17 protein-coding genes and 1 tRNA gene are annotated in these 20,180 nt (G+C 39.8%); 13 read left to right on the forward strand and 5 right to left on the reverse strand.

Annotation, left to right across the window (positions count from 1 at the left end):
• Positions 1-42: 42 nt before the first annotated feature.
• Together BM176_RS00485 and BM176_RS32330 are read right to left on the reverse strand one after the other, a co-directional pair.
• The gene (locus BM176_RS00485) at positions 43-2,274 is read right to left on the reverse strand and encodes a hypothetical protein (RefSeq protein WP_177230257.1); all 2,232 of its coding nucleotides are present in this window, start codon (positions 2,272-2,274) and stop codon (positions 43-45) included.
• Between the two features lie 86 nt (positions 2,275-2,360).
• A tRNA-OTHER gene (locus BM176_RS32330) sits at positions 2,361-2,479 on the reverse strand.
• A gap of 181 nt (positions 2,480-2,660) precedes the next feature.
• On the opposite strand from BM176_RS32330, the gene BM176_RS00490 reads away from it, so the two are divergent.
• On the forward strand, positions 2,661-3,239 hold the full coding sequence (locus BM176_RS00490; protein WP_090098467.1) for a pentapeptide repeat-containing protein: 579 nt from the start codon (positions 2,661-2,663) through the stop codon (positions 3,237-3,239).
• On the opposite strand, the gene BM176_RS00495 is transcribed toward BM176_RS00490, so the two are convergent.
• Together BM176_RS00495 and BM176_RS00500 are read right to left on the reverse strand one after the other, a co-directional pair.
• Entirely contained in the window at positions 3,240-4,040 is an 801-nt protein-coding gene (locus BM176_RS00495) for an FkbM family methyltransferase (protein WP_090098470.1), read from the reverse strand.
• A gap of 9 nt (positions 4,041-4,049) precedes the next feature.
• Positions 4,050-4,955: a hypothetical protein gene (locus BM176_RS00500; protein ID WP_255373391.1), complete on the reverse strand. Its 906-nt coding sequence runs from the start codon at positions 4,953-4,955 to the stop codon at positions 4,050-4,052.
• Between the two features lie 266 nt (positions 4,956-5,221).
• On the opposite strand from BM176_RS00500, the gene BM176_RS00505 reads away from it, so the two are divergent.
• From BM176_RS00505 to BM176_RS00560, 12 genes are all read left to right on the forward strand, one after another.
• The gene (locus BM176_RS00505) at positions 5,222-6,439 is read left to right on the forward strand and encodes an acyltransferase family protein (protein WP_090098472.1); all 1,218 of its coding nucleotides are present in this window, start codon (positions 5,222-5,224) and stop codon (positions 6,437-6,439) included.
• A 59-nt stretch (positions 6,440-6,498) separates the two neighbouring features.
• Entirely contained in the window at positions 6,499-7,269 is a 771-nt protein-coding gene (locus tag BM176_RS00510; RefSeq protein ID WP_090098474.1) for a polysaccharide biosynthesis/export family protein, read from the forward strand.
• Between the two features lie 13 nt (positions 7,270-7,282).
• A complete protein-coding gene (locus BM176_RS00515; RefSeq protein WP_090098476.1) occupies positions 7,283-9,640 on the forward strand; it encodes a GumC family protein in 2,358 nt (785 codons plus the stop codon).
• The gene (locus tag BM176_RS00520; protein ID WP_090098478.1) at positions 9,633-10,982 is read left to right on the forward strand and encodes a flippase; all 1,350 of its coding nucleotides are present in this window, start codon (positions 9,633-9,635) and stop codon (positions 10,980-10,982) included. The genes BM176_RS00515 and BM176_RS00520 overlap by 8 nt, the downstream gene beginning before the upstream one ends.
• Positions 10,979-11,686, forward strand: coding sequence for an FkbM family methyltransferase (locus BM176_RS00525; protein ID WP_090098487.1), 708 nt, complete (start codon positions 10,979-10,981; stop codon positions 11,684-11,686). Before BM176_RS00520 ends, BM176_RS00525 begins: the two co-directional genes overlap by 4 nt.
• A complete protein-coding gene (locus tag BM176_RS00530) occupies positions 11,679-12,320 on the forward strand; it encodes a class I SAM-dependent methyltransferase (RefSeq protein WP_090098489.1) in 642 nt (213 codons plus the stop codon). Before BM176_RS00525 ends, BM176_RS00530 begins: the two co-directional genes overlap by 8 nt.
• Complete coding sequence (locus BM176_RS00535; RefSeq protein ID WP_090098491.1) at positions 12,320-13,228, forward strand: hypothetical protein; 909 nt, start codon at positions 12,320-12,322, stop codon at positions 13,226-13,228. The genes BM176_RS00530 and BM176_RS00535 overlap by 1 nt, the downstream gene beginning before the upstream one ends.
• A gap of 9 nt (positions 13,229-13,237) precedes the next feature.
• A complete protein-coding gene (locus BM176_RS00540) occupies positions 13,238-14,656 on the forward strand; it encodes a hypothetical protein (RefSeq protein WP_090098493.1) in 1,419 nt (472 codons plus the stop codon).
• Entirely contained in the window at positions 14,637-15,731 is a 1,095-nt protein-coding gene (locus BM176_RS00545; protein ID WP_090098495.1) for a glycosyltransferase family 4 protein, read from the forward strand. The genes BM176_RS00540 and BM176_RS00545 overlap by 20 nt, the downstream gene beginning before the upstream one ends.
• A complete protein-coding gene (locus BM176_RS00550) occupies positions 15,728-16,468 on the forward strand; it encodes an FkbM family methyltransferase (protein ID WP_090098497.1) in 741 nt (246 codons plus the stop codon). The genes BM176_RS00545 and BM176_RS00550 overlap by 4 nt, the downstream gene beginning before the upstream one ends.
• Positions 16,469-16,558: 90 nt before the next feature.
• A complete protein-coding gene (locus BM176_RS00555; RefSeq protein WP_090098499.1) occupies positions 16,559-17,962 on the forward strand; it encodes an undecaprenyl-phosphate glucose phosphotransferase in 1,404 nt (467 codons plus the stop codon).
• A 10-nt stretch (positions 17,963-17,972) separates the two neighbouring features.
• Positions 17,973-19,238 carry a WcaI family glycosyltransferase gene (locus tag BM176_RS00560; RefSeq protein ID WP_090098501.1) on the forward strand — a complete coding sequence of 422 codons (1,266 nt, stop codon included), beginning with the start codon at positions 17,973-17,975 and terminating at the stop codon, positions 19,236-19,238.
• Here the strand turns inward: BM176_RS00560 and BM176_RS00565 are convergent.
• On the reverse strand, positions 19,206-19,928 hold the full coding sequence (locus BM176_RS00565; RefSeq protein ID WP_090098504.1) for a hypothetical protein: 723 nt from the start codon (positions 19,926-19,928) through the stop codon (positions 19,206-19,208). The two genes, BM176_RS00560 and BM176_RS00565, sit on opposite strands and share 33 nt — an antisense overlap.
• Positions 19,929-20,180: the final 252 nt, after the last annotated feature.

Consider the following 20,180-nt stretch of genomic DNA (forward strand, 5'->3'; position numbering starts at 1 on the left):
TTTTTATTCGGATGCCTTAATGGAACCATGTAATTATTATTTTTAGTCTACCAGCAACTTTGTTACTGCTGCTGTATTTGAGGCCCACTCAACCGTATACACCTCATCTGCCACTGCTGTATCTGTTAACACCAGGCCCTGGGCTGCTGCTTTAATCTTCAGTAAATTACCGATGCTCAATTTGGTATTTAACCGTTGCATAATAGCGGTAACATTTGCCACATCCAGGTTTTGTACTACCTGTCCGCCAAAAGGCATCTCCAGCCAGATGATTTCACGGCTTTGTACGTCCAGCACACCGAATACCAATCCTTTTGATAAGTTATTCACGATGCGTACCTGGTGCTGTACACAGGATGGATCATAAGCTACACCGGTGCGTTCAGAGATCTTCATTGGATACTTACTATTCATCCATCCCACCACCAAATTAGGCGTGATACTACCGGCCGTGTAGGCATTACAGGTAAATGTTACATAGATGGCGCCTGCCTTTTGCAGTGAAATTAAATCTATGTCAATATACTCCGCAGTACCTATCTTTTCCGGAATATGCCTGATATCACCGCTATGCTTACATCCAAATGGAGTTAAGGAACTGAAGGAACAAATATTTGTTTTATCCTTGTAAGCGATCATACAGCTAAGATCCATATCCAGGTGCTGTGCCTTTAATCCCACTCCCCATTGCATAAATAAACGAACAGTATCTCCTTCTACAGCGAAACGGGTTCCCTGTAATGCTACCGGCATATCCTGCACTGTTTCACTTCTGTCTCCGATTGCTACCGGAATCTTATACAGCAATGGGTCTATATACATAGAGGTATGCGCATTCTCTATCGCTGCAAAACGGCGCTGAACAGCAAGTTCTGATAAAGATTCCACAACCAGCTTCATTGACGCCAGCTCCTCATAATTGTATATTGACAGTAACGAATGAGCTGGTATTGTTTTACTATTACCTCCCAATGGTTTTACTATACGGTCTATTGAAAAATTGAAATAATTATCTGCATACATACCCAGTGTTAACACTAATCGTGCAGGTACTTTGTCAATCACTTCCTTAAAGGCCGCAATAGTATCATCCGGACCAAACCACAGCATATTGGCAAACAGGGAACGGGCAAACAGGCCAGGGCGCTGCTTAAGTAGTTCCATTGTTTTCTCCATATCAGACCGTAAGCGGTAATGATTCACACGTCCCTGCCAAACAGTATATGCTTCATTATAAAAGTAATCCAGCAGCTCCTTCAACTTTTCAAAACCAGAACGTTTACTATATTCTGCCAAACGCAAAGCGCGGATGAAACGGATCCACATGGCACGTTTAGGATGCATGATCTCGCACATACGCTCCAGATCCATATCCATATTATTCAACCAACCAGCTACCATAAGGCATTGCTTACGGTTGTATTTTAATTTTAATCCCGCTTTTGTGAACATCTGTGCAATAGCACTTTTATCCTGCTCCGGACGAATATGCTGGTGATTATTTTTATGCCTCTTCAGGATCGTTTTAGGTTCAATTATCTGTAAGAAACCAGTATGCTTATACCACAGGTAACGTAATACATCTGCAGGAGATGAAAATAATACCTGCGCTTTTTCGGCATCCTGCTGTTCTACCAGCGTATCTATTACCAGCATCAATGTTTCCTTCATTCCTACATTTGCGGCAGGCAAAGGGAAATGTGCCAGTAATATTTTAAGACTATCTATTTGTGTTGCATCCAGTGCTGTTTTAGATGCCAACAAATCTGCCAGGAAAGCCTGTGCATCTGCAGTTGTCCATTTCTCAAGTACTTTCAATTTGCTACCCTGACCAGTATGTTCCAATTCTCCATATTGAAAAGTTGCTCCGCAAAAAGGACACCCATTATAACGTTCCAGGGGAAAGGTATGAGCTGGAATTATATGACCGCATGGTAAAGCAGTACCTCTTCCTCCAAAGAAATTATTAAAGGCCGTAATTAAATGATCCAGGACAGATTCTCCTGTAGGTACATTCCAACCTTTCACCAGTGGTGTCCAGTTTTTATTCATTCCCATTACATCACGCAATGTTTCCAGGATTTCTTCCTGTACTGCCACGGTAGTTGCGTTTAACGCCTTTAACAGCTCAGGCCCTACTCCATATCCCAGTTTTGCCAGATTGGCTACCAGTATCGCAGTACGATCCAGTAACATTTTATTCTCATGCTGCGCTATTCCATCTGGAATAATAATTGCCTGCTGGCGTAAACTAACTTTTAATAACTTGTTCATTATCATTCAATTTATAATCAGATAATTTTGTTACTGTTTTTTCCAAAGTAAAATAGAAGTAAGTAACAATTGACCTTAACTATCAGTGAAGCAGGTTGGACTCGAACCAACGACCTAAGAATCCCTTTAGAAGTAAGTTCTAATTGACCATAACGGTAATGTTAAAACTTTAAATCTTTGCTCTAACCACCTGAGCTACTGCTTCAAAATGTGGGTAATTGGATAAGTAATCTTTTTCAAAGTTGGAGAAGTAACTTACCCTTGACCCGACAGTGCAAATATGCATGTACATATACGCAGTCTTTCTGCGTAGTTCATTTTTTCCTGTAAAAAACTTATTATACTACTGATAATCAATATGAAAATATTTAAATATCTTTGTTTTTATGAGCAATGGGGAGATACTGCACCAGCATAAGAGGTTTGAAAACATCAGTTATGAGGACAAAATAGTAGAGGGGCGGGAGTTTTATGACTGCACCTTTTACAAGTCTAACCTGAAAGGATGTACCTTTCTTGAATGTACTTTTGAGAAATGTACTTTTGAAGATTGTGACCTCTCATTGATCAAAGTTAAACGTACGGCATTGACAGGTATAAAAGTGATCAATTCAAAAGCTATTGGTATCTTATGGTGCGATGCCAGCAATCCTTTTTCGATCAGCTTTAATAATTCACAAATCAGTTACTCTAATTTTTACGGGAAGAACCTGAAGAAAAGTCAGTTCATTAAATGTATAGGAGAAGATATGGATTTCAGTGAATGTAATCTTAGCAGTGCGAATTTTACCGGTACAGATTTAAGAAATGTCCGGTTCTTTAATACTGATCTTACCGGGGCTAACTTTGTAGATGCAGAGAATTACTTTATAGATCCTAAAACCAATAAAGTAAAGAATGCCAGATTTAATTTACCCGGCGCCCTTTCTTTTCTGGCAGCATTAGATATTGTACTTGTTGACTGATCAGCACTTTAATGCCACAATGTTCTGAAAGGCAAAGATTTCAAAATCAACTACATTGTAAGTACCGAGTGCCCTTAAACCATCAGGTAACAAACGGTAGAACTTATACCCTGGTAATACATTAATAATATCCTTGAAAAATGTTCTGGAAATAACATTCATCTCATTGAATTCTATCTGGATCACATCTACCATCCCTCTTTCAATGGTATGACGTGCTCCTTTCAATACATTCAGCTCATGTCCTTCCGTATCTATCTTTAACAGTGCGATCTTTAAGATGTTATTCTCCACTACAAAATGATCTATCGATACCAGATCGATACTCACTTCTTCTACTGCGCTGTTGCGCAGATCAGATATTACCTCCTTATACATACTTGCATGTTCCGAACCCGCATTACCGGCATAGTCGTAGATGATGGCCGCGGAAGACTTCTCTCCTGCTCCACGCTTTACGGGAATGAACTGATGCAGGGACGCTGCCTGCTCCAGCTTCTTATATGCTACAGGATGCGGTTCAAAAGCAAAAATAGGGAGGGCAATTTTATTCTTCCGCAACATAATGGCATAATGGCCTACATTAGCACCTACATCTAATATAACACCGTCTTTAAAACCATCTCTGGCAATCATATATTTGATAAACGCCTTTTCTCCGCTTACATGATCGTTCTCATAATTACGGATGCCGATGCCTGCCATACTTAGTTTGTAGAACAACAGGTTAAATTTGTAAAATGCTTTCCGGGCAAATAAGAACACATAAACATTCTTTGCTATAGTACTGAATATATTCATGGCAATTTTTCAGAGAGACTCTATTCTGTCAGATGATATATTATAAACCGGCAATCCTTTAATATGGTCGTACCTGGCATCCCCCGTCAGGTGAGTGAAGTTCCCTTTCATATCCCGGCTTTCACGGAACTTAGACAATACATATCCCTGTTTCGCAGTTAAAGTCTTTAAGCTGCCTAACCGGTTCTTTTTAACGAAATAAGCATTATTGCCTATGGAATTAGAACCCACAAATGCATATCCCTTTTCTTCCCCAAGTGTGCACATGGCTATAATAGAGGCCCCAAAATAAAGATTGCTGTGATGCTCCCTGGATCTTATAAAATCGGGTTTGTAAGGCACTGTGAGTGCCCTTTCAGCCCCTAATACACTATTATATTCTATTACTACGATCACCGGCTGCACTACATTGATCGCTTTCCATATCCAGTAATCAACCCCATCTATATCTATACTTAATAGTCCAATCTCACCTTTTATTCCCTGAGAAGAGATTAGTTCATTAATATTTTCTGCTGTAATAAAAGAAGTGACCACTTTTAGCTCATGCTGATAATAAATATCGTCTGTCTTTATAAAATCAGTTGCTTTTTCAGAGCCATCGATAATTAACCCCGACCAGTTATCATGTTTCAGGAGGAAGCGGGTATTGGATTCTATATAACGTTCTACACCAAACTCAATAAATGTTTTATCCGGTATATCTATCTTATTTATCAGAAATTGAATAATACCATCATCTCCACCCTGTGAGAAAATTTTGAACTCGGCTTCAGCGAGATGATCAATATTAGTCAGTTGTTTATTTTGTCTTGACAGTAATTCTCCTAATACCAGGATATCGACTTGCTGATTTTTTCTTAAGCTATGTAAAAAGTGTAATAGGATGTTGGCTAATTTTTTTATCCGTATCATTCAATTCTAAATTTATCTGCTCTCTTAAATACATAATAACATCGCTATTGTTCATTTTAAATTATTTATAACAAAAAGTTTTCTTTTAACGCCATGCAGACGCTGCTGTAAGGCTTTTTCGCTCAATTTTGCACAACTGACAATTTTGGTTTACCTTCCATTTGTCAGAGAATGTTATATTCAATCAGGCCCCAAAATAGCCTTTAAGTATGTAGTGACTACCCAATCGCTATTGGTTTTCTTTTGTTTTATACATACACTATTCTATGGCTCCTCAATCATCAGGTCACCAATATTTTTTTAGTCTGGATGTTATAAGAGGTATTGCCGCATTTATAGTGGTTTTGTCCCACTGGCAGTTTTTCTTTTATACAGATGACTTTATGCCTCCTCTTACATTAGAAGGCGTGGGATTACCATTGTATCGTTACCTTGCAATGTTCTATAACCTTGCTCCGTATGCTGTAGACCTCTTCTTCCTTCTTTCCGGATTTATTTTCTTCTGGTTTTATGGAGATAAAATTGCCAGCAGAAAAACTTCGTTCAACAACTTTATAGTCTTCAGGCTTTCCCGCCTGTACCCTGTTCACTTTATTACCCTGATGTCGCTGGTTGTGCTTCAACCCATCATGTACAATCTGAACGGACATTATTTTATAGTCCATAACAATGATACCCCACATTTTATATTACATCTGTTTCTCATTCACACCTGGGGATTTGAAAAAGCGCCTTCTTTTAGCGGATTTAACGGCCCCTCGTGGTCTGCATCAGTAGAAGTATTGCTCTACCTCGTATTCTTCGTTCTTTGCTGGTTTAAACTAAACCATAAGAAGTTAGTGATTATTGCTATCATAGTATCTGCTCCCATAATCCAATATATCTACCCGATGGTGGGACAGGGGCTCTATTCCTTCTTCCTTGGTGCACTTGTTTATCATACATACAAATGGGCCATTCAAAAGAACAATGCCCGAAAAATAACAAACAGTGTTATAGCACTATCCATCCTGTTATGGATATTCATCTTATGTGAATATACTTTTTCCTTTACCAGAACAGCATCCATGGTATGGTTGCAAAAGCTGCTGCCTGCCAAAAGTATTGCTGCCGATACCCGGCTATTTGATATTGCCAGGAATACCTTTTTCCGCTCCGTCATTTCTCCTCTATTCGTGCTTACACTGGCACTCCTGGAATATTCCTATGGAAATTTTAAAATAAAATGGATATCGGTACTCAGGAATGCCAGTTATGCCATCTACCTGATCCACTTTCCCCTAATGGTACTTTTTGTAATAATAACAGACTTCTTCAGCATCAGTCGTGATATTTACCACTCTCCTCTCACATTATTATTATTCTACGCAATACTATTACCCTTAAGCATTTCGATAAACTACTATTACGAATTACCGGTTCAGCAAATGCTCAGGAAGAAATTAACGAACCGCAGCCCGGTACCTGCTGAAGTAACAACGTAACAGCATTCAAATAAGGACAACAAATACATAAACCCCAAGGGTTATTTAATCAATTAAACATGATTCCTAAAATCCAATTTCTATTATTTATGCTGGTCCTGTGCACTCTAACAGGCTGTGTAAACACTAAAAAACTAACGTACTTCAATGACATTGAAAAAGCGAACGGTACAGAAACAAATAACAGATTGCAGCCACTAAAGATCCAGCCTGGCGATGTACTTCAGATCACTATTACTACTATTGACAAAGACATCTCTATGATCCTGAATCCCGCATCATTGAGTCCATCTACGTCTTCATCTGCAAGTGGAATAGATCAGGGTTACCTGGTAGACAGTGCCGGTTACATTAATTTACCAATGGCCGGTAAAGTACTGGTAAGGGATAAGACCACTGCAGAGATCGATGCTATTGTAGCAGAGAGCCTTGACAAAACTATCCGCAATGCTTTTGTATCTACCCGCATTACTAATTTCAGGGTTTCCGTATTGGGAGATGTAGCCCGTCCCGGTTCCTTTAAAGTACCCGCAGAAAGAGCTTCTGTACTGGATGCATTAAGTATGGCAGGAGATATGAATACCACCGCACTTAGAGATGACATTATGGTTATCCGGGAAGTAGATGGCGTAAAAAAATATGCTTCCCTGAATATGAACAACAGCAAAACATTATCCTCTCCTTATTATTATCTGAATAATAACGATGTTATTTATGTAAAACCAGGACGGGGTAAGGCTCTCTCTGCTTCCACACTTCTTCAATTTTTCCCGGCAGCTATAGCAGTATTATCACTTATCAGCACGCTTATCATCGTTACGGTTAAATAGAGATATAAATCATATGGATAAAAACATTGAAAGAAATAATAAAAATGCGGTCATTGATATAAATGATCTGTTTAAGAAGATTATCTTCCACTGGCCCTTATACATGATTGTAATTGCTATTGCCTTTACCGGGGCATTCTATTATCTGAAGTATGCCGAACCCAGATTTCTTTCCAGTGCTAAATTATACCTGAAGGATGAAAAGAAAGGGGGTGAAGAAATGGACATGCTTAAATCTCTTTCCCTCTTCAATAGTGGCAAGAATATAGAAAATGAAATGGAAGTATTGAAATCCCCTATTCTGGTCGGGAAAGTGATCCTGGATAATGGGTTTAATGTGCGCTACTTTAAAAAAGGGACCGTAAGTAATGAGGAGTTATACGATAACAATCCACTGAACATCCACGTTCTCAGTGACAGCTCAAAAACAGGCAATTATATTTTTGATGTAACTCCTGAAAACGGAGCATTAAGGATAGAAAGTATAGACAACGCTTCTACAGTTCCATTTACTATACATTCAGGAGAGTCTTTTTCTATGCGTAAAGACAGGTTTCGCATCACTTACGATCCACAGGCTGCAAATATGTATGTACCTACATTCAGGATCCAGGTGGATTCAATTGCACAACTTGCTTATCAGAAAATTGAAGATATAGGAACAGCACTGGTGAACCGGGATGCAACAGTAGTGCTGGTCACTTACGAAGACCGTGTGGCACAACGGACCGCCCATTTCCTCAATGCACTGCTTGATACCTATAATGAATACACACTGGATGATAAAAACATGGTAGCACTCAAAACAATTCGTTTCCTTACAGTGCGCATAGACTCGCTTAAAGACGAGCTGGGCTTGCTGGAAAAACAGGAAGAACTGTTTAAAGTACAGCGGGGCATCACTGATATTGAAGGAAATTCCAAACTAGCGCTGGAACAGGTAAAAGATGCGGATCAAAAACTCAATGAGGCGAGCATGGAGTTATCCGTATTTGATCAAATGGAAACTTATATCAATGATCCCGGGAACGACTACCCGTTTGCTCCTGTTCTAGGTAATGTAGACCAGTCGCTGACAGCCATGATTAACCGGTATGAAGAACTTCTGAAAGAAAAGAAAAAACTGGCCCTCTCCCTCCAGCCCGGTAGTGTAATAATCCAGAATCTTGATGCACAGGTAACAGATGGAAGGAACACAATCAGGAATTACATTGCAGGATATAAACGTAATGCAGGAGTGGCGCAAAACCAAATGCAGAACAAGGTGAACCAGATCCAGTCCAGGATCGCAAATATTCCGGCTTATGAAAGAGACTATATCAATATTAAAAGACAACAAAGCGTAAAGGAAAATCTCTACCTCTACCTGCTGAAAAAGAAAGAAGAAGCCGCTGTATCATATGCCAGTAATGTGACGGATAACAAAATTATTGCTCCTGCATTCGTACCCGATAAACCTGAATCTCCAAAAAAGACACTCGTATTTGTTGGTTTCATCGCCGCAGGGCTAATGCTTTGCTCCATTTATATCTATATAAAATATTTCATGAACAATAAGGTTCTGAATAAAAGCGAAATTGAACAAACATTAGGATTGCCTATTATGGCTGAGATATACCTGGAGGAAGAAAAGAATAAAGATATCTCTCTAAACAACAGGTCAATATTGCTTGAACAGATCTATAGCCTGCGCACTAATCTGCGGTTCCTGCTGAGTGAACAAACTTCTTCCAGGACCATCCTTATTACATCCAGTGTTTCCGGAGAAGGAAAAACCTTTATGACCGCCCAACTGGGGAATTCACTAACGGTGAATAACAAGAAAGTAGTACTGCTGGAACTGGATCTGCGCAAACCAAAGTTATCCCGGTTACTGGGCATGGATAACGAAGTGGGAATCACTAACTATATAGTGGAAAACAAGACTATAGATGAGATCATTAAGCCGGTTCCCGGTTCTGAAGGTTTATTCCTGATATCTTCTGGCCCTATTCCTCCAAACCCCGTAGAACTTATTGAAGGGAACAGGATGAAAGTACTGATCAATATACTAAAAGACCGCTTTGACTATATTCTGATAGATACACCTCCTATAGGAATCGTATCTGATGCTAAAAGTGTTTCTCCGTTCGTTGACTGTACCCTCTTTGTAGTACGTTACAATTATACACTGAAAACCAAACTGACTTCCGTGGCAGAGAATATAAAAGACGGTTTCTTCCGTAAAACAGGCGTTATATTCAATGGTATAGAACAGGACTCCTTCCATACATATTACTACTACGATCACTATTCATATTCTTATACGGGGAGTAAACAAACGAGAAAAATGCGTTCATTCTTCAAAAAATTAAAACATAGGATTGCATAAGATACTAAAAAATAGCAGCTGGCTGCTCATTGATAAATTTGCGAGACTCTTGTTTGGTCTTGTTACAATGGCCCTGATAGCCCGGCATATTGGTCCGGAAGCATTTGGTATATGGAATTTTTCCATTGCACTGACTGCTATTGCAGGCGGACTGGCAGTACTGGGACTGGATAGAATAGTGGTAAAGGAATTGATGTCCCTGCCAGAGAAACAGGATAGCATCATATCTACGGCACTGACCATGCGCATTGCAGCAGGGATGCTGTCCTTCCTGGTTTGTACGGTTATTGTGGGTATCACTAAACAGCGAACACCTCTTTACCTCTTATGTATCATTATCACAGGAATGAATATAGTCCTGCAATCGTTCGATGTGTTCGATTATTATTACCAGGCTCAAAATGAAGTTCAACAGGTGATCATTCCGAAAGTGAGTGTGTTTATTATTTTCTGTGCAGTCAAACTAATTTTTATTTCATTGGATGGATCACTTGCCACATTTGTCTGGTTATCTTTTGCGGAGTTGCTGATTACCTATCTTGTGATCCTTACATTTTACCTTAGAAAACATACTATCAATTTTTTTGCATCCATCAGTATAGAAGAAGCTCGCAGATTAATCAGGTATAGCTGGCCGCTGATGTTCACAGGTTTCCTGGTAGTATTATACATGAAGTCTGACCAACTAATGCTGGATACATTCGGCAATCCGGTACAATTGGGAGAATACGTAGCCGCCACCAGAATCTCAGAATTATGGTATACTATCCCAACAGTGTTTGCAACAGCACTCCTGCCCGGGCTCATCAAAAAAAAACAGACGGACCTCAGCAAATATTATCACACAATAGAGAAGTGGTTAAGACTCTCGTTCTATGTAAGCATGCTGATAGCTCTGATGATGTCATTTATGGCAGGAAAACTTACAGGGATATTATATGGAGCACAATACCCCCACTCAGGGTTTATACTCACTATACATATATGGGCTAATATTCCCGTTTTTCTCTGTGTGGTAATCATGCAATACCAGATAGTAGAAGGTGCTTATAAAGCAAATTTATATGCTACTGTAGCGGGTATAATAATGAATACAGGAATCAATGTGCTGCTGATACCATCAATGGGAGGAGTGGGTGCAGCTATTGCCACTGTGGCATCATATGTATCAGTTTGTATCACCCTTATACTTCTTGACAAAAGCAGGAAAGTAATAACGTTTGCAAAGAAGATGCCGAACCCGGTATTAGCACTGGCAGATATCAAAGAGGTGTTAAATTCCGTCAGAACTTTCACAGAAAGTGTATTCGTCTTAATACGAGAAAAGCCAATCACGAAATGACTAGTGTTAAAAAGATATTTGCAGACATCGTTTCGAAATTAGTGCCGCGAATACGATACATGGTGCCGGCCTATAGTTCAGAAGGAGAAGATCTTATACTGAAAAGAATCTTTGACAGTAAAACAAATGGTGTATATGTAGATGTTGGAGCACACCACCCTTTCCGTGTGTCGAATACTTATCTGTTCTATAAAAAGAACTGGACAGGCATCAATATAGATCCCATGCCGGGATCACAGGTCCTGTTTAATAAATACAGACCGCTGGATATTAATCTTGAAATAGGGGTATCAGCTACCAGGCAACATCTCACCTATTACATTTTTAATGAAACGGCATTAAACACTTTTTCAACAGATAAAGTAAAAGAGTATACCGAGGGTTCGAAGTATCACGTAATTAAAGAACAACAGATAGAAACATGGCCCCTGGCAGATATACTGGATTATTACCTGCCGCTGGGAACCAATATCGACTTCCTCACCATTGATGCGGAAGGACTGGATATGGAGGTGCTGAGATCAAATAACTGGAAGAAATACAGACCCTCCTACATCCTTGTAGAATTAAATCCTTTCCTGCTCTCTAACATGCAGAACAGTGAAATAGGAAAGTATATGGAAGAAGCCGGATATGTCATTTTTGCGAAGACCTATTACACATATTTTTTCAAGAACATGAAAAGTGAAAACCGCAATGAGTAAGTTATATGTACAATATGGCTGTGGACCATATTCCGCTCCCAAAGGCTGGAAAAATTTTGATGCATCACCTACACTACGCATCCAGCAACTGCCGGTAATAGGTAAATTCCTGCGGACCAGAATGCATGTAACATTCCCTACAGATGTATTACAGGGAAATATCCTTAAAGAATTACCGGGTATCAGTGAAAATGCATGCGATGGCGTTTATTGTTCTCATGTGCTGGAACATCTTTCATATGAAGATTGCCAGCTGGCTGTGAGTAATACTTTCCGCATCCTTAAACCCGGTGGCTATTTCAGATGTGTAGTGCCTGATCTGGAATCCGCTGCCAGAGAATATGTAGCCGATCTTGCCAATCATGATCAAACAGCAAACACCAGATTCCTCGAAAAAACCATGCTGGGAAAAAAGCAAAGACCAAGGGGTATGAAGAACCTTTTGTCTTCTACACTGGGTAATCATGAACACCTGTATATGTGGGACACACTTTCTCTTAGTAATATTCTACAAAAAGCAGGTTTTAAAAAAGTAAGATCCTGCCGGTTTAATGACAGTGCGGATGATATGTTCAGATTAGTAGAAGAATCTTCAAGGTTTGATAACGCAGTTGCATTGGAAGCGATTAAATAATGAGATTACAAACGCCCATATTACTACTGATATTTAACCGTCCGGAACAGACGCAGAAGATCTTTGAACAGATCCGTCTGCAACAGCCTGTACAATTATTTATTGCAGCAGATGGGCCCAGATTCAACAAACCGGAAGATGCAGAATTGTGTGAGAAAACAAAGCAGGTTGTATTACAACGGATAGACTGGAAATGTGATGTGAAGACATTATTCCAGATCACTAACCAGGGTTGTGGCAAGGCGGTAAGTAATGCAATAAGTTGGTTCTTTGAACACGTGGAAGAAGGCATCATTCTCGAAGATGATTGTTTGCCGGATGCTACCTTCTTTTCATTCTGTAGCAATTTACTGGAACGTTACAGAAAGGATGAAAAGATCATGCACATCAGCGGAACCAACTACCAGATGGGAACTACAAGAGGGGATGGTTCCTATTACTTTTCATATTATACGCATATCTGGGGATGGGCAAGCTGGCGCAGGGCCTGGAAGAAATATGATTATACTTTAAACCGGTACAAAGATATATCAAGAGAAGGTTTAAATACACAATTACAGGATGATCTGCAAACCATCTATAGTAAAAAGATCGATACATGGGATATACAGTGGTTCATGACGGTATGGTTTAACAAAGGCTGGACCATTACCCCAAACACGAATCTTATCAGAAATATCGGCTGCGGCAAAATGGCTACGCATACAAAACATAAACCAGTCTGGTTTAAAAAACTGACTTATGGCAGTATTACGGAGATTAAACATCCTGTAACTATTGAAATAGATGAAAAAGCGGATCAGTTCTCTGCAGATACTTTGTTTAAATCAGGTAACCTGCTAAGTGCAGTGAGGAAGATCGTTAAAACAGTTCTGCCACATAAACTACTTGAATTCATTTCCGGATAAAATCACAATATGGATAACTCATACAGTGTACTCTTAAGCAGTAGTCCATACATAGAATTCTTTAAGGAAACAATGCCTTTATTGTTTGCAACAGTATTTTTATTCCTTCATTATAAGAAAAGGATCACCGCACTGGAAACAATCATGTATGCTTTTGCAACGGAAGCATATACGATGTTAATGATCGGGCCAACCTTTACGGCTACATTTTTTGTTAGCATATTTTTCATGGTTGATCAGGGTCATCAGCTAATGACCGGCAGAATACACATCCAGCGCAAATACCTGTTACTACTGCTCTTACCGGCACTGTCCAGTATAGTAATATTTATGATCATCCAGTTTTACAAGGATCCATTCTCTTATCCGCAGGGAAAAATGTCGGCCTTCTACATGAGGCCACTCTATTTTTATGTAAAAACATACCTCCCGTTATTTGCCATCGCATCAAAAATAGTACAGGAGAAAGAACTATTGTCCTTTGAACTGTTTTCCCGTACGATAAAGAAAATTGCCAGGATATCATTCCTCATTGCGTTCATTCAGATTGGCAGTCAATACATTTTCAAAAGCAGGATGCTTGGAGAAATACTTGGTTTGCAAAGCAGATACATGATGGGACAGGATTCTTCATTTTTCACTCTCAGAGTACAGGCTTTTTTTGCAGAACCTAAAGTATTCAGCGCGTTCATTTCCCTTTGCATACCGTTATTTGTGAAGGATAGAGAATACAAGATGACCTCAATTGCCATATTTATCGGGATACTGACAGCATCCCAGACCTTCTGGATTAATTTACTGGCTTTTTTAGTAACCTTTTGGGTAGTAGGAGGTATCCCTACTGTCAGAACAAAAATAGCGGGCACGTTAGGAATCATAATAGGGTTGTTTTTAATTGTAAATGCATCAAAGGTTTATTTCATCAGGTTCTATGCTAACAACCAGCATAATGCCGTTTACCAGCTGGTATTTAAAAGATCTGTATACCGTTATGATAATGAGGTATGGCAGAAGGACAATGTGATTTTAGGGATGCCACTGCAAAGGGATATGGAACTTCCTGTGGTGGATTTTCTCAGAGATCAGCCTTACCTACTCTTATCCGGATACGGGGCTGGTAACAGTACATTTATTCCCGCACAATATTTCTTCGGGCAAATGAATTATAAAAATCGGGTGAACGGTGTTGGTGGTCATAACCTGAACATGAGATGGTTTTATATCCTGGTAGAATTTGGCCTTTTCTCCCTCGTCTGTTTCTTTTTAATCCTTACCCAAACCAAACCTGATATTTCGAAATTCCAGAGCAGCTATCTGGCCTTTATATGGATCTGTTTCTTTTTCAGTCAGATCGATCTCTTTCTTATCACTACAGCGTTGTTGAGTGTATACAATACAAAAAGTGAACATGCAGATATTCCTGGATAACATAGTATTCACCATTCAGAAAGCAGGCGGAGTATCCGTTTACTGGTATGAACTATTGCAGGGTATATGCAATAAGGGATTGCCTGTGAGCTTCCTGAATGCGGGGCTTACATCCGATAATATTTTTGAGAAAAGCATTAATTACGATAATTATAACTGCATTCGTGAAAGCTGGATCCCGCATCAATATTTACGGTATCTGCCCATGCGGTATACGCTGCCTCATGCGTCTATTTTCCACGGCGGATATTTGCGGGTGTCTACACAAAAGAATATCGTAAACATCCTTACCGTACATGATTTTGCACATGAACGAAAACTGGTAACCAGTTTCCCGAGAGGATTTGCCAATAAAAAACAGAAAGCCTATGGGATCAAACATGCAGATGGGATCATCTGTATTTCAGATAGTACAAAAAGAGAGTTACTGCACTTTTATCCGGATACAGATCCCGCTAAACTAAGGGTGGTATATCATGGAATTGCAGATACTTTCTTTCCTATGGATAAAATCAATACTCCTCTTCAATCTGGTCTGACAACGCCATACATTTTATACATTGGCGGACGCAGTCATTATAAGAATTTTGCTATCGCACTTGAAACGATGGAGCAGTTACCACTGCATTTTAAACTGGTGGTAACAGGGGGAGAACAATGGAGCCCCAAAGAATTAATTAACATAGAACAGAAGATCCCCGGACGTTATCAGATCCTGCAAACAGTGGGCAAGGAAGACCTGAACCTGTTATATAATTATGCATGGTGTCTCCTCTACCCTTCTGCCTACGAAGGATTCGGGTTTCCTCCCGGAGAAGCCATGAAAGCAGGTTGTCCGGTAGTGGCCACCAATTTAACATCCATACCTGAAGTGGTAGGGCAGGCAGGATTACTAACAAATGTGGTTACAGCTGATGCTTTTACTGAAAAGATCTTACAACTGGAAAATCAGGATTACAGGGAACAAATAATTATTGCCGGACTGGCACAGGCGCAATTATTTACCTGGGCGAAAAGCGTACATGAAACAATTCTTTTTTATAAAGATTGCTGGAACAATAAATTTCTATCATGAACCTTATCTTCAAAATAGCGGACGCCGCAAGAGTTTTTCTGCAATCCGGCAGAGGACTTACTTCTTTATTAAAAAAAGGCATCTCCATTGCCTCTACACAGTTATTGCATAACTGTAAACATTATATTCCGGAAATAAATACCATCCTGGATGTAGGTGCTAATCAGGGACAATTTGCCTTGTCAGCAAAGCATTTCTATCCACAGGCTGATATTCATTCCTTTGAACCTGTACCGGCAGTATATCACATATTACAGCATAATACCCGCAAAGCAACTACTATCAGTACTTATAATTTTGCATTAGGCAATACGAGTGGCTCTCTTGAATTTTACTGCAATAACTATTCACACGCCAGTTCAGCTTTACCAGTATCTTTTCTGCAGCAGGAAATGCTTCCGCAAACGAATACTGTTAAAAAGATTAAGGTGCCAGTGAAACGGATGGATGACTTCCTGACAAATATCTCTTTTATGCCTCCAGTATTATTAAAACTTGATGTACAGGGATTTGAAAAAGAGGTACTGAAAGGTGCCGTTAAAAGTCTTGGTAAGATAGATTATCTGCTTTTTGAAACATCTTTTGTATCCATGTATGATGGAGAACCATTGTTCGATGAGATGCACAATTTCGTTAAAGAACTGGGCTTCGAATTCATAGCGCCAGTGGGATTTTTACAGGCAAATGATCTGCAGATTATACAAATGGATTTATTATATAAGAAACGAAATAACTGATTCACACTTAGATCTGCATATATATTTCTTTCCAGCCTTACCAACTACTATCAGAATTATTATTGATATACTTTGTAAAGCTACATCCTCATGAAACAGCGCATTAATACACATTCCATTTTAAGGAAAATCCTGGATTATGTTGTGTTGACTATTGCATTCCTTTTAACAAGGCAATACATTGCAGCAAAAGGAGATATCCTCTTTTCACAGCTCAATTTTCTTTTGTTATTAATCAGTACTCTTACATGGACAGTTACAGGAAGTTCTGTTCGTTTATACGACAGTTATGACAAGACAGGTTCATTCTCCTACGAGTTTGTAGCCATCCTCAAAACAGTACTGCTGCATGTTTGTGTGTTCACCTTCCTGTTCTTTTATTTCTTTAAACTCTATCCATATCCACGCACATTCATCCTGCTGTATAGTACTTATCTGTTCTCTGGCATTCTGATTTCAAAATACATTGTAAAGAAACTGTTGCTTCGTTTACAAACCAATCACCATAATCCTAAAAATGTACTGATCGTTGGAACAGGAGAAACAGGGATGAATTTTTATTATACGATACATAACAATAACCGATACGGTTATACCTGTGTTGGTTTTGTTGATGATCAGAGCAATAACGAGATCAATGGTCAGTATCTGGGTAAACTATCAGAGCTTACAAAGATCCTGGAGACGAATGAAATAGATGATGTAGTAGTAGCATTACCCGGAAAATCGAAAGAACAAACGGAGAAGATCATTGCAGCCAGTGAAAGAGCGGCCAAACGCGTAAGGATCATTGCTGATTGCCATCAGTATTGTACCCCTACTGCGAGCATGAACCTGTACGGTAATTTTCCGCTGGTAAATATCCGCTTCTGCCCGTTGGACGATCCTGGTAACCAGCGACTGAAGCGGGCGCTTGACATTGGCTTTTCCCTTTTCATGTTCACGGCATTCAGCTGGCTCTTTCTGCTCATTGCCCTGTTGATCAAATTATCCTCCAAAGGTTCTATATTTTTTAAACAGGAAAGATGGGGATTGAAAAACAAAAAGATCACCTGTTATAAGTTTCGTTCTATGGTTGTTCAAAACTGCGAAGTGGATAGTAATAACCAATTCTTACAGGCTACGCGGAATGACAGCCGCGTAACACAGATAGGTCGTTTTCTCCGTAAAACAAATCTCGATGAATTACCCCAATTCATCAATGTGTTAAGCGGAGAAATGTCATTTGTGGGGCCACGGCCTCATGCAACTCCGTTACACATTGAATCCAGGGAAACGGTGGACCATTATATGCTACGGCAGATGGTGAAACCAGGTATTACCGGATGGGCACAGGTGAATGGCTGTCGTGGAGAAACCAGGCACTCCGGACAGATGAAAAAACGGGTAGACATGGATATCTGGTACATTGAAAATTACAGTTTCTGGCTGGATTGCCAGATCATTTTCCAGACAATGATGAATATGATTAAAGGAGATAAAAACGCTTACTGATAACAGAAGTATGTCCGGACGTTTATTACTTATATGCGGGAATTTTGCACCCGAGCCTACCGGTACTGGTAAATACAGTGGTGAAATGATAAAATGGCTGGCAGATAACGGCTATGATTGTACGGTGATCACCTCCTATCCCTATTATCCGCAATGGCAGGTACAGGCCCCCTATGTTAAGAACAGGTACTGGTATAAAAAAGAAGTACAATATAGTGATAATGGGAAGAGAAAGATCACAGTTTACAGATGTCCGCAATACACGCCGGCAAATCCATCAGGTAAGAAACGAATTATCATGGATCTTTCTTTTCTGTTATCCACTTTTTTCAAACTGCTACAGCTGCTAACGGCTAAGAAATTTGATGTGGTAATGACGGTAGTGCCCTCTTTCCACCTGGGATTTCTGGGGGTATTATATAAAAAGATCCGTGGTGCAAAGTTCCTCTATCATATTCAGGACCTGCAGATAGAAACAGCCAGAGACCTGGGAATGATCCGTTCTCCTTCATTGATTAAATGGTTATTCATACTGGAGAAGTATATCCTCCAAAAAGCTGATATCATCAGCAGCATTTCAGAGGGAATGATCAGTAAAATACAACAAAAAACAGGAGGAAATGTTGAACTGTTCCCGAACTGGGTAGATGTAAGATTGTTTTATCCGCTGGAGAACAAAGCTTCTCTGAAAACGCAATATGGCTTTAATATTACAGATAAGGTGATCCTGTATTCAGGTGCGATAGGAGAAAAACAGGGATTGGAAATGATCCTTCATACAGCAGCCGGACTGAAAGAACAGGGGCACATAAAGTTTCTCATTTGCGGTTCAGGACCTTACAAAAAGAAGCTAGGTTCTATGGCGGCAGCGCTTGATCTGAAGAATGTGATTTTTTTCCCGCTGCAGCCGTTGGAGCGTTTTAATCATTTCCTGAATATGGCGGATGTGCATCTTGTAATCCAGAAAGCAAATGCAGGAGATCTTGTAATGCCATCAAAACTAACAACAATTATGGCCGTTGGGGGGGTATCCGTGATCACAGCAAACCCGGGTACCAGCCTGCATGAAGTAGTACAACTAAAACATATTGGCATCCTGGTAATGGCAGAAAATCAGCCGGCATTAAATGAAGGCATTCGCACAGCAGTATATAAAGAATCAGGGCATATTACCAGGAATGCCCGGGAATATGCCCTGAATTATCTTGCTACAGATATAATAATGATACGTTTTGAAAGATCATTAAGGCATGGTCATATTGATCCGCCCTGTTGAACTTCCATTGGTAGATGTAAAGGCCAGATTACAGAAACTGACAGTTACTGCGGAGCCTTCTACAGATACATACACACTGCCTGAGTTTGGTGTCCATGCTCCGGTGGTGGTGGTAGTAATAGTAGCTCTTGCATAACCGGTTGCCAATGTACCTGAAGATGCCTGTATAGTATATACACCTTCTACTGGTGGAGATACGCCTGCAAACTCGACAATTACGCCTGCATTTGTACTTACACCTTCAATCTTATAAGTACTGCTTGTTGTAACTGATCCCTTTACGGTACGGAGAGACATATATGTTACTCCATCCAGTTGGGCAGTATTGCTATCCAGGCCACAAGGAGCCCAGGGACCAACAACCGCTATTCCGTTGATGGAGTCCTTATAAGTACAACCACCGGGAGTAGAGATTTCCACTATGTAAGTTTTGTTCTTCCCTTTTGCAGGGTGAATGATAATTGGATTCGCCTCACGGGATGTAAATCCGTCGGACCCGGTCCAACTATAGGTATACCCAGATTCTACTCCGTAAACGCTTAGTCTCAGTGTATCATTCTGCCCTATTGGGGCATTGGATGATATCACAGGATCCACCACGTCATTACAAGAAGAACCTCCTCCCGAACAACCGGAAAGTAAACCTGTGAATAAAATAAGAAATGCTATGAGTGTAAATTTATGCTGCATCGTCTAGTATTCGTAAAATCATAATTTTTTTGTTAAACCCTTCCTGCACACATTATATCATGTGTACATTTCAGGTCGCGGAAATTGTTCAGGTACCTTTTCCGCAACAGGTAGTAAGTTCTTCATTAAATGACAATCATAGGTATCTCCAACCCCCTTTATAGGGATAGGATAACACGTAAAATTAAACGTGTGTGGCAATCTTAATCTTGACATAATTTTAGGTATAGGCAATAAACACACTATAAATAT

The sequence above is a fragment of the Chitinophaga sp. CF118 genome (assembly GCF_900112615.1).
In the GTDB taxonomy this organism is placed as follows: domain Bacteria; phylum Bacteroidota; class Bacteroidia; order Chitinophagales; family Chitinophagaceae; genus Chitinophaga.

Bases quoted from the DNA above. Each gene is read 5' to 3' on its own strand.
- BM176_RS00510 (WP_090098474.1), top strand. From the start codon at position 6,499: ATGATTCCTAAAATCCAATTTCTATTATTTATGCTGGTCCTGTGCACT.
- BM176_RS00485 (WP_177230257.1), bottom strand. From the start codon at position 2,274: ATGAACAAGTTATTAAAAGTTAGTTTACGCCAGCAGGCAATTATTATT.
- BM176_RS00565 (WP_090098504.1), bottom strand. From the start codon at position 19,928: ATGCAGCATAAATTTACACTCATAGCATTTCTTATTTTATTCACAGGT.
- BM176_RS00555 (WP_090098499.1), top strand. From the start codon at position 16,559: ATGAAACAGCGCATTAATACACATTCCATTTTAAGGAAAATCCTGGAT.
- BM176_RS00500 (WP_255373391.1), bottom strand. From the start codon at position 4,955: ATGATACGGATAAAAAAATTAGCCAACATCCTATTACACTTTTTACAT.
- BM176_RS00490 (WP_090098467.1), top strand. From the start codon at position 2,661: ATGAGCAATGGGGAGATACTGCACCAGCATAAGAGGTTTGAAAACATC.
- BM176_RS00560 (WP_090098501.1), top strand. From the start codon at position 17,973: ATGTCCGGACGTTTATTACTTATATGCGGGAATTTTGCACCCGAGCCT.
- BM176_RS00545 (WP_090098495.1), top strand. From the start codon at position 14,637: ATGCAGATATTCCTGGATAACATAGTATTCACCATTCAGAAAGCAGGC.
- BM176_RS00525 (WP_090098487.1), top strand. From the start codon at position 10,979: ATGACTAGTGTTAAAAAGATATTTGCAGACATCGTTTCGAAATTAGTG.
- BM176_RS00550 (WP_090098497.1), top strand. From the start codon at position 15,728: ATGAACCTTATCTTCAAAATAGCGGACGCCGCAAGAGTTTTTCTGCAA.
- BM176_RS00540 (WP_090098493.1), top strand. From the start codon at position 13,238: ATGGATAACTCATACAGTGTACTCTTAAGCAGTAGTCCATACATAGAA.
- BM176_RS00515 (WP_090098476.1), top strand. From the start codon at position 7,283: ATGGATAAAAACATTGAAAGAAATAATAAAAATGCGGTCATTGATATA.
- BM176_RS00535 (WP_090098491.1), top strand. From the start codon at position 12,320: ATGAGATTACAAACGCCCATATTACTACTGATATTTAACCGTCCGGAA.
- BM176_RS00505 (WP_090098472.1), top strand. From the start codon at position 5,222: ATGGCTCCTCAATCATCAGGTCACCAATATTTTTTTAGTCTGGATGTT.
- BM176_RS00530 (WP_090098489.1), top strand. From the start codon at position 11,679: ATGAGTAAGTTATATGTACAATATGGCTGTGGACCATATTCCGCTCCC.
- BM176_RS00495 (WP_090098470.1), bottom strand. From the start codon at position 4,040: ATGAATATATTCAGTACTATAGCAAAGAATGTTTATGTGTTCTTATTT.